Annotated in this window: 15 protein-coding genes; 4 read left to right on the forward strand and 11 right to left on the reverse strand. The window is 70.4% G+C overall.

Going from position 1 to position 13779, the window contains the following annotated elements:
• Positions 1–19 precede the first annotated feature (19 nt).
• Together pruA and ABEA43_RS22315 are read right to left on the reverse strand one after the other, a co-directional pair.
• A complete protein-coding gene (gene pruA, locus ABEA43_RS22310; protein ID WP_345564488.1) occupies positions 20–1645 on the reverse strand; it encodes an L-glutamate gamma-semialdehyde dehydrogenase in 1626 nt (541 codons plus the stop codon).
• On the reverse strand, positions 1646–2563 hold the full coding sequence (locus ABEA43_RS22315; RefSeq protein WP_345564489.1) for a proline dehydrogenase family protein: 918 nt from the start codon (positions 2561–2563) through the stop codon (positions 1646–1648).
• A gap of 76 nt (positions 2564–2639) precedes the next feature.
• Here ABEA43_RS22315 and ABEA43_RS22320 point away from each other — a divergent pair, with 76 nt between their 5' ends.
• Positions 2640–3707, forward strand: coding sequence for a PucR family transcriptional regulator (locus ABEA43_RS22320; RefSeq protein WP_345564491.1), 1068 nt, complete (start codon positions 2640–2642; stop codon positions 3705–3707).
• On the opposite strand, the gene ABEA43_RS22325 is transcribed toward ABEA43_RS22320, so the two are convergent.
• The 4 genes from ABEA43_RS22325 to ABEA43_RS22340 all read right to left on the reverse strand — a co-directional run bounded on the left by ABEA43_RS22325 (position 3692) and on the right by ABEA43_RS22340 (position 9030).
• Complete coding sequence (locus tag ABEA43_RS22325; RefSeq protein ID WP_345564493.1) at positions 3692–4423, reverse strand: glycoside hydrolase family 16 protein; 732 nt, start codon at positions 4421–4423, stop codon at positions 3692–3694. The genes ABEA43_RS22320 and ABEA43_RS22325 overlap by 16 nt on opposite strands.
• A gap of 30 nt (positions 4424–4453) precedes the next feature.
• Positions 4454–5881, reverse strand: coding sequence for an AAA family ATPase (locus ABEA43_RS22330; RefSeq protein WP_345564495.1), 1428 nt, complete (start codon positions 5879–5881; stop codon positions 4454–4456).
• Positions 5882–5990: 109 nt separating this feature from the next.
• The gene (locus ABEA43_RS22335; protein ID WP_345564497.1) at positions 5991–7094 is read right to left on the reverse strand and encodes a glycosyltransferase; all 1104 of its coding nucleotides are present in this window, start codon (positions 7092–7094) and stop codon (positions 5991–5993) included.
• A gap of 106 nt (positions 7095–7200) precedes the next feature.
• The gene (locus ABEA43_RS22340) at positions 7201–9030 is read right to left on the reverse strand and encodes a SpoIIE family protein phosphatase (protein WP_345564499.1); all 1830 of its coding nucleotides are present in this window, start codon (positions 9028–9030) and stop codon (positions 7201–7203) included.
• 58 nt (positions 9031–9088) lie between these two features.
• On the opposite strand from ABEA43_RS22340, the gene ABEA43_RS22345 reads away from it, so the two are divergent.
• Entirely contained in the window at positions 9089–9805 is a 717-nt protein-coding gene (locus ABEA43_RS22345; RefSeq protein WP_345564500.1) for an ANTAR domain-containing protein, read from the forward strand.
• A 33-nt stretch (positions 9806–9838) separates the two neighbouring features.
• On the opposite strand, the gene ABEA43_RS22350 is transcribed toward ABEA43_RS22345, so the two are convergent.
• Positions 9839–10195: an STAS domain-containing protein gene (locus tag ABEA43_RS22350; protein WP_345564873.1), complete on the reverse strand. Its 357-nt coding sequence runs from the start codon at positions 10193–10195 to the stop codon at positions 9839–9841.
• A gap of 176 nt (positions 10196–10371) precedes the next feature.
• Between ABEA43_RS22350 and ABEA43_RS22355 the strand changes: the two genes are divergently transcribed.
• Both ABEA43_RS22355 and ABEA43_RS22360 read left to right on the forward strand, forming a co-directional pair.
• Positions 10372–11142: a SigB/SigF/SigG family RNA polymerase sigma factor gene (locus ABEA43_RS22355; protein WP_345564501.1), complete on the forward strand. Its 771-nt coding sequence runs from the start codon at positions 10372–10374 to the stop codon at positions 11140–11142.
• A 15-nt stretch (positions 11143–11157) separates the two neighbouring features.
• Positions 11158–11571 (forward strand): ATP-binding protein, encoded by a 414-nt coding sequence (locus ABEA43_RS22360; protein WP_345564503.1) that lies wholly within the window; start codon positions 11158–11160, stop codon positions 11569–11571.
• A gap of 73 nt (positions 11572–11644) precedes the next feature.
• On the opposite strand, the gene ABEA43_RS22365 is transcribed toward ABEA43_RS22360, so the two are convergent.
• The 4 genes from ABEA43_RS22365 to ABEA43_RS22380 all read right to left on the reverse strand — a co-directional run bounded on the left by ABEA43_RS22365 (position 11645) and on the right by ABEA43_RS22380 (position 13755).
• Positions 11645–11845 (reverse strand): hypothetical protein, encoded by a 201-nt coding sequence (locus tag ABEA43_RS22365; RefSeq protein ID WP_345564504.1) that lies wholly within the window; start codon positions 11843–11845, stop codon positions 11645–11647.
• Positions 11846–11851: 6 nt separating this feature from the next.
• On the reverse strand, positions 11852–12703 hold the full coding sequence (locus tag ABEA43_RS22370; RefSeq protein ID WP_345564506.1) for a hypothetical protein: 852 nt from the start codon (positions 12701–12703) through the stop codon (positions 11852–11854).
• Positions 12704–12708: 5 nt separating this feature from the next.
• Positions 12709–13254, reverse strand: coding sequence for a hypothetical protein (locus tag ABEA43_RS22375; RefSeq protein ID WP_345564509.1), 546 nt, complete (start codon positions 13252–13254; stop codon positions 12709–12711).
• 69 nt (positions 13255–13323) lie between these two features.
• Entirely contained in the window at positions 13324–13755 is a 432-nt protein-coding gene (locus ABEA43_RS22380; protein ID WP_345564511.1) for a hypothetical protein, read from the reverse strand.
• Between the last annotated feature and the right edge of the window lie 24 nt (positions 13756–13779).

Raw genomic sequence — 13779 nt, forward strand, 5'->3', positions numbered from 1 at the left:
CGGCGCGAATGGGCGGTGATCAGCCCATGTGCGGGTAACGGTGGTCGGTGGGCGGCACGAACGTCTCCTTGATCGTGCGGGCGTTCACCCAGCGGATCAGGTTGAAGATCGAGCCGGCCTTGTCGTTCGTCCCGGAGGCGCGGGCGCCGCCGAACGGCTGCTGGCCCACGACCGCGCCGGTCGGCTTGTCGTTGACGTAGAAGTTGCCGGCCGCGAAGCGCAGCCGCTCCGACGCCGAGGCGATCGCGTAGCGGTCCTGGGCGATGATCGACCCGGTCAGCGCGTACGGGGCGATGCCCTCCATCTGGTCGAGCACCGAGTCGAAGTCGCGGTCCTCGTAGACGTGCACGCCGAGGATCGGCCCGAAGTACTCCTTGACGAAGATCTCGTCGGCAGGGTCGGCGCATTCGAGGATCGTCGGCTTCACGAAATATCCGGTCGAGTCGTCGTACGAGCCGGTCAGCACGTCGATGTTCGAGGCCGCCCGCGCCCGGTCGATGGCCTCCTTGTGCTTGGCGAAGGCGCGCTCGTCGATCACCGCGCCCATGAACGCCGACAGGTCGCCCGCCACGTCCCCCACGGTCAGCGACTCGGCCACAGAGACGAAGTCGTCACGCATGCGGTTCCAGACCGAGCGCGGCACATACGCCCTGGAGGCGGCCGAGCACTTCTGCCCCTGGTACTCGAATGCGCCCCTGATCAGCGCCGTCGTGAGCACGCCCGGGTCGGCGGACGGGTGCGCCAGCACGAAGTCCTTGCCGCCGGTCTCGCCGACGATGCGCGGGTAGCCGTGGTAGGAGGAGATGTTCGAGCCGACGGCCGCCCACAGGTGCTGGAACGTCGCGGTCGAGCCGGTGAAGTGGATGCCGGCCAGCGCCGGGTGGGAGAGCGCGACCTCGGAGATCGCCTGCCCGTTGCCGGTGACCATGTTGATCACGCCCGGCGGCAGCCCCGCCGCCTCCAGGAGCCGCATCGTGAAGTGCGCGGCGAACTGCTGGGTGGGCGACGGCTTCCAGACGACGACATTCCCCATCAAAGCGGCAGAAGTCGGCAAATTTCCGGCAATGGCGGTGAAGTTGAACGGCGTGATCGCCAGCACGAACCCTTCGAGCGGCCGATACTCCATCCTGTTCCACACGCCCGGCGACGAGACCGGCTGGTCGGCGTACAGCTGACGGGCGTAGGCCACGTTGAAGCGCAGGAAGTCGATCAGCTCGCAGGCGGCGTCGATCTCCGCCTGCTGCGCCGACTTCGACTGCCCCAGCACGGTCGCCGCGTTCAGCGTCGCCCGCCACGGCCCCGACAGCAGGTCCGCCGCCTTCAGGAAGATCGCAGCCCGCTCGTCGAACGACAGCGCCCGCCAGGCGGGAGCCGCCCGCAGCGCACCGGCGACGGCGTCCTGCACGTCCTGGGCCGTAGCGTCGTTGGTACGGCCCAGGACGGAGGCGTGGTTGTGCGGCTGGACCACGTCGATGGGGGAGCCGCCGCCGAGCCGCTGCTCGCCGCCGATGGTCATGGTCAGGTCGATGGACGACCCGGCCAGCTCCTTGATGCGGTTCTCCAGCGCGGCCCGCTCGGAGCTGCCCGGCGCGTAGCCGAAAACGTGCTCGTTCGCGGGAACGGGGACGTTGCTGATGGCATCCATTTACTTACCCCCAAGGGCACGAAGGAAGAAGGCGACGTTGGCCGGGCGCTCCGCGAGGCGGCGCATGAAGTAGCCGTACCAGTCGTCGCCGTAGGGGACGTAGACGCGGACCGTGTGACCGGCCCCGGCCAGGGCCTCCTGCCGGTCGGTCCTGATTCCGTAGAGCATCTGGAACTCGTGGTCGCCGATCCTGCGTCCGAACCGGTCGGCGAGCAGCTCCGTGATGGAGATCATGCGGTCGTCGTGCGTCGCCACCATGGGGTACCCCTTCCCCGCCATGAGGATCCGCAGGCATCGCACGTACGCCTTGTCCACCTCACCCTTGCCCTGGTGCGCGACCGTGGCGGACTCGCGGTAGGCGCCCTTGACCAGGCGCACCCTGGAGCCCTCCGCCGACAGGTCGCGGCAGTCCTCCTCGCTGCGGAACAGGTACGCCTGGACCGCCACCCCCGTCGCCGGGTAGTCCTCGCGCAGCTTGCGCAGGATCGACAGCGTGGAGTCGACGGTGGTGTGGTCCTCCATGTCGAGCGTCACGGTGGAGCCGTTGACCGCCGCGGCGGCGCAGATCTCGCGGGCGTGCTCGAGCGCCATCGCGTCGTCGAGCCGCTGCCCGACGGCCGACAGCTTCACCGAGACCTCCCCGCCCCGCCCGAGCTGCAGCGGCCTGAGCGCCTCCAGCAGCGTGAGATAGGCGTTCGCGGTGTCCTCGGCGGCCCGCGCGTCGCGCGTCTCCTCGCCGAGGTGGTCGACGGTCACGGCGAGGTTCGCGTCGCGCAGCCGTTCGATCGCGTCGCGGGCCTCCTGAACGCTTTCGCCCGCGACGAACCGCTGCACCACGTTCCTGGTGAGCGGGAAGCCTGAGACGGAGCGGCGTACGAGACCGCTCCTGGACGCGGCGAGCAGCAGTTGACCGAGCATGGCTCCAGTTTAGAAACCGCAGCTCAGAGGGGGCCATCGACGCGCGTAACGCCGGGTGTGGCAGGCTGTCATACAAATGCACAACACCGCAGACCTGCAAGAGATCGTCGACGAGATCGCCGCCCGGCTGGGCGCCTCCGCGACGCTGGAGGACCGCTCGTTCCGCCTGCTGGCGTATGGAGCGCAGCACGGCGACATCGACACCGTCCGCCAGGAGTCGATCCTGCGCAGGCGGGCCACGGGCGAGGTGCGCGACTACTTCGAACGCTACGGCATCGCCAGGGCCGCGGGCCCGGTCCGGATCCCCGAGGACGCCGAGCTGAAGGTGCTGGCCAGGATCTGCTGGCCGCTGCGGCACGCCGACGTCACCTACGGCTACCTCTGGCTGCTCGACTCCGGCGAGTTCACCGACGCGGCGCTGCGTGCCGCCGCCCCGCTCGTCGCCAGGGCGGCCGCCGCGCTCGCCCAGGAGGCCAGGAGCAGGCAGGACGCCGGGCGCGGGCTGCTCGCGCTGTTCTCGCCCGACCCGGAGGAGCGCGCGGAGGCCCCCATCGACCTGCCGGGCCCGGTCGCGGCGGTCGCCGTGCGCGAGTCCGACGAGCGGGTGGCCACGCTCTGGACGCTCCCGCGCGGCGTCCTGGCCCGTACGGGCTCACCCGTCGCCCTGCTCGCCCCCGCCCACCTCGCGGGCGAGGTGGCCCAGACCCTCCAGAGCGCGTACGGCACCGCGGCCGGCATCGGCGGGCCCAGGTCCGACCCCGCCGACGCCTGGCAGAGCTGGCGTGAGGCCCGGCAGGCGCTGCGCATCGCCGAGCACTTCCCCCGGCACGCGCCCATCGCCCGGTGGGAGGACCTGGGCGTGCATCGCCTGCTGGCCAGGCTCAGCCAGCAGGACCTGCGCGAGCTGGCCGCCGAGACCGAGGCGCTGGACGCCGAGCTGGCCCAGACCGTGGAGGTCTACCTCGACCGCGGCGGCCACGCCCAGAAGAGCGCCGCCGAGCTCGGCATCCACCGCCAGACGCTCTACTACCGGCTGGGCAAGGCCGAGCGCCTCACGCACAGGGACCTGTCGGACGGCGACGACCGGCTGGCCGTCCACCTGGGGCTCAAGGCGGCCAGATTGCGGGCTCAGGAAGGCCGATAGACCTTCACCCAGTCGACGTACATCGACACCGTGCGCGGCGTCCCGGAGTCGCGGCAGCGCGGCTCGCACACCACGTCGTTCTGCAGCGCCAGGCCCATCTTCCCCGCGTCGGGGACGTGCGCGCCGCGGTAGTCCCACACCTTCCTGCCGTCCAGCCAGAACGTCAGCCGCCCGGGGAGCCAGTCCACCGCCACCGTGTGCCATTGCGTGAAGTCGGCCCGCAGCACCCGCCGGGCCCTGCCCTGCCCGCTGTGCACGAAGATGCCGCCGCCCTTCCGCGCGGGATCGACGATCTCGGCGAAGTCGACCTCGGAGTAGCCGCCTTCCTCGCCCTGCGAGGTCGGCCAGAGCAGCGCCACGGGCGTGTAGCCGGCGCCCGCCTCGGCCTTGAGCCTGACCTCCCACCTGCCGTACTGCTGGGCGAGCCGGGTGGCCACGCCGCCGGACAGGTCCTTGCCGCCGTACATGCCGCCCTTGAGGCGCAGCACGCCGTTCGCGACCGACGCCGCCTTCCCGGTACGGGGATTACGCTCCGCCCGGGGCGAGTGGTAGATCATCCACCTGTTCGTGTTGATCGAGGAGCCGTTGAAGTTCTCCACCAGGACGGGGGCGCCCCAGCCGGCCTTCTGTATGGTCGTCTGCGCGTGTGCGGTCTGGGGGAGGGCGGCGACGCCCATGAGCATCGCCGCCGCCACGATCGAACTACGTTGGGACATGCCGACCATCGAAGCAAAGATTTGCCGTGGTTACAGCCCATCCGCCCCATTCGTCTCATGAGCATGGCGCAGCGCCGGCCGTGGAGCGCCGAGCAGCGAGCGGGTCAGCGCCTCGTGGCCGCGCAGCATCTCCTCCAGGGCGGCCGACAGGTGCGCCGCGGACGGCGTCGTCCCAGTGGGGCCCTCCCGCAGGGACACCAGCACCGCCCGGCGCAGCAGTTCCTTGAAGAACGACGCGGTCATCCCGTCCGTCCTGGCCACCAGCGGCTCCAGGTCGGACTCGGCGACCGACGCGGCGCCGTACAGGCGAAGGAGCGCCAGCCGGCAGCGCGCGTCCGGCCTCGGCACCTCCACGGCCAGGTCCACCCGGCCAGGACGGTTCGCCAGGGCCTCCTCCAGCACCTCGGCCCTGTTCGTGGTGAGCACGAACGTGACGTCGGCGTCCGCCCCGATCCCGTCCATGGCGTCGAACAGGGTGAACAGCAGCGGGCTGCCCTCGTCGGAGAAGCGGCGGTCGTGCGCCACCAGGTCCACGTCCTCCACGACCACGATGGCCGGCTGCAGCCGCCTGGCCAGGGCCGCCGCCTCGGAGATGAACCGCATCGCCGTACCGGCCATGACCAGGACCGTCACCCCCGGCATGCGGCCCATCAGGTAGCGGACCGTGTGCGTCTTGCCGGTCCCGGGCGGGCCGTGCAGCAGCAGCCCGCGCTTGAGGTGCTGGCCGCGGGCCAGCAGCGCTTCGGCGTGCTCGCCGATGCCGGCCACGTGCCGCTCGACCGTCTCCAGCACCCCTTCGGGCAGGATCACCTCGGCGGGGCCGAGCGACGGGCGCGGCAGGAACGTCACCAGGCTGTTGCCCCGGTGCTCCGAGACGCCGAAGGTGAGGATCTGGCCGCGCAGCGCGTCCTTCAGCCGCATCAGCCGCTCGATCTCCTCCCTGGCGGCGGTGGCGCTCTCGCGCGAGGTCGCGATCACCTCCACCCGGCAGCCCTCCCTGCCGTACTCCTCTGCGGGGCCGCGCAAGCCGATCACGACGGGCGCGCCGTCCGGCGCCGTCGTCAGGGCGAGGCCGAACGACACGACCTCCATCGTCTCGTCGGGGCCCACCGACACGGTGGCGTAGTCGACGGCGCCGATGTCGTACTGCTCGACCCGGCCGGCCGTGGTCAGGATGTCGATCGTGTCGTTGTGCTCGCGGCCCTGCCCCGACACGCCGAACCAGTCCGCGCCGCCGCGCGCCTCCAGGTACGCGCCCACCCCCTGATGAAGGCTGGCGAGCTCCCAGTTCCTGAAGCTCTGGGTGACGCAGACGACGCTCTTCAGCTCGCAGGACAGATGACCGGTCACCCGCGACACCAGGACGGGGATCGGCCTGGACTCGTCGATCAGGTTGTACGCCTCGTGGACCAGCTTCTGGAGCGCGTGTGCCAGCGATCGTGCGTCATCGATCTCCATGCGGGCCACCCTGGCACACGGCCGCCGGAAGTGCGCGGACATTTCCGGGCGTTCCCGGACATGACTCCGGCAGGTGGCACAAGCCACCTGCCGGAGTGTTGCTCGCGGGTCAGGCGCAGGCCGCCTCGTAGACCCGTACGAGCTCTTGGCTGACACGCTCCCACGAGTAGCGCGAACGCGCCCTGTCGGCTCCCGCGTAGCCGAGCGCCGTCCGCAGGGTCGGGTCCCACAGCAGTTCGCGGGCCAGCCGAGCGGTACGCGCCGGACGGTCGGGCGGCACCAGCAGGCCGGTGACGCCGTCGATGATGGAGTCGAGGTGCGCGCCCACGGACGAGGCGATCACCGGCACGCCGCAGGCCATGGCCTCCAGCGCGACGATCCCCGTCACGGCCTCGCGCGGCACCGACACCACGGCGTCGGCGCTGCGCATCAGCTTGGGCACCGCTGCCCGCTTCACCTGGCCCAGGAGCGTCACCCGGTCGGAGACGCCGAGCTGTTCGGCCAGGGCACGCAGGCGGCGAGCGTCCCTGTCGCGGTCGAGGTCCTCGGGCTCGGGCCCGCCCGCGATGATGAGCTCGACGTCGCCGAGCCCCTGCAGCGCCCGCACGATGGTGTGCGCGCCGCGGTCTGTGGTCAGCGGCCCGACGTGCACCAGCCGCTTGCGTGTGCCCTTGGTGGCGATGGCGCCGCGGCGCTGGAAGCGCTCGGTGTCGACGCCGTAGGGGACGATGGCGATGTTGCCGCGCGGGACGCCGAGCCGGATCAGCGCCGACTCCTCGTCGCCCGAGCCCGCGATCACCGCGTTGGCGCGGCGGCCGAGCGCCCGCTCCAGCTTCATGTGGGTGGCGTCCGTGGTGTGGAACGTCTGCGTGACCGGCACGCTCAGCCCCTTCGCGCCCGCCACGGCGGCGAGCCCGGAGGTCCACGAATGGGCGTGGATCACGTCGGGCCTGTCCTGGTTCCACCGTTGCATCAGGTGCTGGCCGACATCATTGAGGAACGGCACTACTTCGTCGGCGGCAAGCGCCTTGGCCGGCCCCACGTCGATGTGCTCGAGCGTGACACCCGGGGCCACCCGCGTCTTGGGCTTGCCCTCGGAGCTGTCACGACGGGAGTAAATGGTGACGTGGTGCTCGCGCCCCAGCTCTCGTGCGACGGAGAGGATTCGGTGGCGCTGATTTCCCCCGGCGGAAGCGACGATTGCGATATTCATGGCACACCTCAGCGTGGAAAGCCTTCAAGGTGTGCCTGCGTCTTAGGCACGTCGTGTCTACGTACCGACCATACCCAGATTTGCCGCAATCGCAAACCCCCGCAGATCAGACACCACGGAGAGCGAAAACCACGACCTCGTCCCACACCTGGCCGTCGGAGAAGGAGTGCCGGTCCGCCTCCACCGTCTTGACCACGGTGGCCGGCGCCTGGCCCACGCACCGGCCGAGGACGTCGGCCAGCCGTTCGTCGCCGTAAGGCTCGCCGCGCTCGTTCCTGGAGGAGGTCAGGCCCTCCGAATAGAGCACCAGCGTCTCCCCTGGGGCGACCGTCAGCGTCTCCACCCCGGTCTCCAGCTCGGGGCCGATGCCCAGCGGCACGCCGCCGCCGGTGGCGAAGCGCACGCTGCCGTCCGACTGCAGCAGCGCGGCGGGGTGATGCCCGGCGGACGACAGCTTGATCGTCCGGCCCCGCACGAACCCCGCCACCGCCATCACGAACATCCCCGTGCCCTGCGCGACCAGGGCCTCGTTCACCTTGCGCATCACCAGGTCGGGGTCGGACTCCCAGACGCTCAGCACCCGCAGGCCGCCGCGCACCATCGCGCTGACCGAGGCCGCCTCCTCGCCCTTGCCCGCCGCGCCGCCGAGCACGAACCCCCACCCGCCGGAGACGGGGAAGACGTCGTAGAACTCCGCGCCCACCGACGATCCCGGATGGTAGAAGGCGGCCGCCTCGTAGCCGGGGATGTCGGGCAGGTTGCGCGGGGCGACGCTGGCCGACAGCGCGTCCGCCGCCCGCGAACGGATCTGGAAGCTGCTCTGGGCGCGTACCGCGAGGCCGAGCTGCAGCCCCACCTCCTGCATGACGGCCAGGTCCGCCAGCGCGAACGGCGGCTTGTCGTGCGCCCGCACGAGCGTCAGCACGCCGTCCGACGGGCCGATCGGCACGCTGAGCAGCGACCCGGCCCCCATCGCGGTCAGCAGCGGCCCGTCCGAGCAGAACCCGAGCAGCGTCTCGTCGTCGACCATCTCCTGCACCACGCCGGAGCCGCGCTCCAGCACCTGCGTCACGATCTGGCTGCCGGCCGGGTCGGTGGTCTCGATCCGGCGGACGATCTCGCCGATCGGCTGGTCCTTGGGGCCCACGACGACGGAGCGGTACGGCAGCCCGTCGCGTACGAGGTCGGCGATCACCCAGTCCGCCCACTCGGCCGCCAGCATCCGGGTGGCCCTCGGCAGCGCCACGGGGCGCAGCAGCGCCTCTTCGTCGAGCAGCAGCGTGGCCATCTTGACCAGCAGATCCTGCCGCCTGGCCGAGGCCAGCAGCAGCCCGCCGTCGCTCTGCTCCGGCCGCACGCCGGGCTCGGCCAGCTGCACCTCGGTGGGCAGCGCCACCGCCGCCAGCATCTGCTGCGGCTCGCCCGGCATCGTCAGCCTGGTCAGCGCCACCTGCACCGTGTGCGTCCTGCCCTGGTGCGCCAGCCGCGTCTCGAACGCCGACGACTGGCCGGTCTGCAGCACCGACGTCAGATGCGAGCGGAACGCCGCCCGCCGCGACACGTCCACCAGCAGCGGGAACGACCGGCCGACCAGGTAGCCGTCCGGGCTGCCGAGCATCCGCGAGGTCTCGGGGTTGATCCGCCGGACGACGCCGCCGCCGTCGATCACGATGACCGGCACGGGGAAGGCCCTGAAGACCTGGCGCAGGAGCTTGAGCTCCCGCTGCGCGCCGTCCTTCTTCCCGCTCGTCCGCTTGGGCGCCTTGCGGAGCTCCGTACGGGCTTCGGCCAGCAGTTCCGCGGCGGTGTCGAGCTCGGCGAGCGCCGCGTCGAGGGTGGGCGCCAGGTCGGCGGGATAGGCGGTCCTCGCTTCACGCAACGAGGACACGCGCCCGGCCAGCGCGTCCAGCGCATGTTCGAGGTCCGGCATGGTCATGTACTGACGCTACGCCACTCGGGATATTGGTAGCCATATGGGGTAGAAGCTTGTTGCTATGGAATCGACCGCGATGATCACCCCCGGTCTCGCCCGTGACCTGGCCGTGCTGGGCCGGTTGGGCGAGGACACTTCGACGGAAAGCGTACTGCGCGGGCTGACCACGGCACTGGCCGCGGGCGTGCCCGGCTGCTCGGGAGCCTCGGCGGAACACTGGCGCGACCAGCGGGTGCTGGTCTCCGGCTCGCACAGCGAGCTCATCATGCTCGTCGAAGGCGAACGCGACCTGGGCGAGGGCCCGTCCATCGAGGCCAGGCAGAGCGGCGGCCGGGTCGCCGTGGCCGACGTGCTGTCCGAGGGCCGCTGGCCCCGCTACGACGCGCTGGCCAGCCGATGGGGCGTACGCTCCGCGCTCGTCGTCCCGATCGAGGTGGCGCCCGCCACGCTGCTCGTCGGCCTCTACTCCGTACGTCCTGGAGCCTTCTCGCCGCACGGCGCCCACTCGCTCGCCGACATGCTGACCGAGCAGGTCGGCGTGGCCATGTCGAACATGTGGGAGTTCGAGGAAGTACGCACCGACGCCGCCCAGCTCCAGGAGGCCCTCGCCGGCCGGTCGGTGATCGACCAGGCCAAGGGCATCATCATGCAGACCAGCGGATGCAGCGCGGAGGCGGCCTTCGAGGAGCTGCGCAGGATCTCCCAGCACCATCAGGTCAAGGTGGCGGACCTGGCCAGGCTGCTGGTGGAGGAGCACCAGCGCAAGTCGAAGCGCTGACCTCCCAGTGGGGGTTCGTTGGCCGGCGGGGGCTTATTTTATGGCGGCCAGGGCGTCGTCGAGGGTGTCGTAAAGGGGCAGGCGCTGGGCCAGCCCGGTGATCCACATCACCTTCGACTTCGAGTATTCGACTCCGATCAGGGCGAACTTGGCGCCCGACGCCAGACTCGTCTGCCAGTGGTGGACGATCAGCCCGAGCGCGCGCGAGTCCATGAACGTCACCCCGGCCAGGTCCAGGATGAGGTTGCTGCCCGCCATCGCCAGATAGTCGGCGAACTGCTCGCGGGTCGTGGCGTCGAGCACGCCGTCGACCTTGATCACAGTGATCTCGTCCACGCTCGACGACGTGAGGCTCAGGGCCGCTGCGGGCCCGTCGCCGTTTTCCGGCATTGTCACGGGGCAACCCTACTGTCACCGCGCCAGAGAGGAATACTTCTGGCGTCATGGGGGACACTGGATCCGAAGTCCAGCAGAGGGCTTTCGTCTCGAGTGTAGAGCGAGGTGTGCCTCTGCCTGGGCTTTTCTGCTTTTGGCCGGGCCACCTGCGATCCATATGAGGAGCAGCGATGGCTGTGCAGGAATACGTCCTCGAGGAGATGACCGCAGAAGACCTCCTGGCCGAAATGGTCAGGGAAGAGACTCCGGACAGCCAGAGGGAGCGGCTGCGCGAACGCATCGTGGAGATGCACCGGCCGCTCGCGATGGAGATCGCCAGGCGCTACCGCTATCGCGGCGAACCTTTGGAAGATCTCCTCCAAGCCGCGTATGTTGGCCTGATGAAGGCCGTCAACGGCTTCGACCCGACCCTCGGCCACGCGTTCAGAGGCTATGCGGTCGTCACCATGACCGGCGAGGTCAAGCGCCACTTCCGCGACCGCACCTGGGCGATCCGGGTGCCGCGCCTCTACCAGGAGCGCCGCTCGGAGCTCAACAGGCTCGTCGCCGATCTCAGCCAGGACCTCGGCAGGTCCCCGACGGTGGCCGAGCTCGCCGCCAAGATGAACATCACCGAGGAGGACGTCCTGCTCACGCTCGACGCCTCCGCCGCGTACAGCACGCTGTCGCTCGACGCGCCGCTCGGCACGGACGACGACGCCGCCTCGCTCGGCGACGTCATCCCCGAGGACGACGACACGCTGAGCAACATGGTCGACAGGGAAGCCGTCAAACCGCTCATCGACGCGCTGCCCTCCCGCGAGAAGCACATCCTGTTGCTGCGTTTCTTCGGCAACATGACACAGGCCGAGATCGCCGCAGAGTTCGGCATCTCGCAGATGCACGTCTCGCGTATCCTTCGCAAAGTTCTCGACCAGCTACGCACCGAGCTGGTCGGCTGATAAGGCGGTCGTCGGGTGAACGAGGACGTTGAGCCTCAGTCGGGCTACACGAGCCCGCCACCCGGCGCGCCCGTGAAGAGGCTCGCGTTCCGTCTGCCGGACCTGCCTGAGGTCCGGCAGTTCGCCGAGGACGGGGCCCGCGACGCCGGCATGCCGGACGAGGCCGTCGGCGACTTCGTCATCGCGGTCAACGAGGTGGCCACCAACGCCGTCACGCACGGGGCCGGCCAGGCGGTCCTGCGTACCTGGGTGGTGAACGGGGATCTGATCGTCGAGGTCCACGACGAGGGCGCCTGGAAGCCCGGCCCGAGGCCGGGCGCGGTCGGCGGGATGGGCCTGTGGGTGGCCCGGCTGCTCTCCTCCGACCTGACGCTGCGCGTCGGCAGCGGCGGCAGCACAGTGATCATGCGCTTCCCCGGCAAGGAGTGACCTCCAGCAAGTGAAGAGGGAGGCCGCCGCGGCGACCTCCCTCTCTTGACGTGCCTCGCTCCCGGCGCGGATTTCAGCGCCGGGCACGACCGCCACGCCAATTGCTGTAGCCGGAACGGATGCTGGCCGTGCCGACCCCCGCCTGGTGCAGGGCCAGCAGGGTCAGCCCCAGCAGCGCGAACGTCATGCCGGAGAATCCGCCGGGGATGCGCACGCCTACCAGGTCGAGCAGGAAACCCAGCCCGAAGATGATCGCTGCGACGATTGCGAGCATGTCAGGTCACCTCGATCCTTCATGGTTGAACTGATGGGGGGATTTACTGGACAGGGCGAGCAGGCGCTCCAGGACGCTCCTGTAGTCGCGCAGAGCCAGGCGCAGCTCTTCGGTGTCGGAGGTCTCCGCGTCCTTCCAGCGGTCGCGCAGGGCGCTCGTACGGCTGGTCAGCGTGCTGGTGAGGGATTCCACCACCTCGCTCACGAGCCCGTCGGCCCGCTGGACGGACTCGCTGGGGTCGTCCACGAACGAGGCCTGCAGCTCGCGCCAGCGGCCCTGCACCTCGGCCGGGTCCTGGTCGAACAGGAAGATGTCCTGGGGCGCGGCGTGCGCCGGCACCTCGTCGGCCGCGGCGGGAGTGTGGGCGGGGTCGGGGCGGGAGTCGGCGAGCATGTCGCCGCCGGTCCTGGCGTAGGGGTCTCGGTAGGGGGCGTCGTCGTCCGCGGTGGCCGCGACGGCGCCGGGGACGGCGGCCACGTACTCGTCGTCGTTGCCCTGCCGCTGCGGAAGATCTTCCGCGGACCGCTCGCGCTCGCCAGGGGAGACCTCGCCGTCGAGAACCTCGGTGGGCCGCTCGCTGCGGGCGAACTCGTCGTCGGCGAGGGAGTCGTGGTAACCGGCTTCCCGGTCGTCAACGGGGGACCCGTCGTCGCCGGGCGTGTGGCCAGGTGTGTCACCAGGTGTGTCACCGGTTGTGTCGCCGGGTGTGTCGCCGGGCGTACGGTCGTCGCGCTCATGCGCGGCGAGATCGCTGCGCGGGAACTCGTCGCCTTCCTGGTCCGGCGTCCTGCCCCTCTCGTCCTCCTCCTCGACGTGATCGGCCCGCTGCGACGGCACTTTCAGCTCGTCGCTACTCATATCGTTCACCGTCCCTGCGTGGTCTCGTGCAGCAGCTCTTCGAACAGCGCGCGGTAGTGCACCATGGCCTGCCGGAGCTCCTCCGTGGAGGCTTCCTTCCTGGCCGCCCGCCCGCTGATCTCGTGCGCCGTCCTGTAGTGGTCGAGAGTCGACGAATGCCCCACAGAAAGGTCGGACAGCCGCTGCTCGAAGTCCTCCGTCGGGTAACCCCGCTCGGCCATGACCGCCGTGACCAGCTGGTCGGCCTCGGTCACCGCGAACCCTGGTGCGTCTACGAAGCGCTCCTGCACTTCGGTCCACCGGCTCGCATAGGTGTCACGCGACTCGTCCGTCAGGGGACGGATGTCGAGCTCGGAATGCCGCTGTTCGCGACCGGCGAGCTCCTGCTCCGCCTCTCGCCGGTTGTCGTGCTCGGCGACTATGCGTTCGTACTCGGGGCCGAAACGTTCGCGGAGGTGGTTGCGGCGCTTCTGCTGCTGCATGAGGTAAGCCACTGCGGCCAGCGCCACCACCGCGACCACGACGACGGCCACCCAGATGAAGGTGGTCATGATGTTCGCCTCCGGTCTCTGTGTTGAGACCAGCGACTGCCCTCGAACAGGTAGGTCGAAACCCGGGCGTCAGTAAGCTTCCAGCCCTTTCCTGGCCGCTGCCAGCACGTTTGCGACGTGTGAGCCCTCTGGGGGAGCGGGGATCTCGCTGAACCCCTCCGCGGCGTCGTACCGCACGTCCAGCCCCGCGTCGACCAGCCGCTGCGCCCACCGCATCGCGGTGTTGAGCCGCTCGGCCGCCGGCGGCTTCCCCTGAGCGGCGGCCGACAGGTTGCGCAGATTGGTGGCCGGCCCGGACTGGGCGTGCGCGCGAGTGAGCTTCCAGGGGACGGCGCCGCTGTGGTCGAGCATCGGCTTGGCCAGCCCGGCGGCCCGCTTGGCCTGCAGCACCCCCGACTCGCTGACGCCGAAGTGAGCGGCCAGCTCCTGCACGCTCATACCCGCGGTGACCAGCCTGGCGAGCTCCTTGCGATCAATGGTCGGCCTACGCCCCACAGCCACCTCCGCTCCCGCTCTCCGCGTGCA

The sequence above is a fragment of the Nonomuraea rosea genome (assembly GCF_039539705.1).
In the GTDB taxonomy this organism is placed as follows: Bacteria; Actinomycetota; Actinomycetes; order Streptosporangiales; family Streptosporangiaceae; genus Nonomuraea; species Nonomuraea rosea.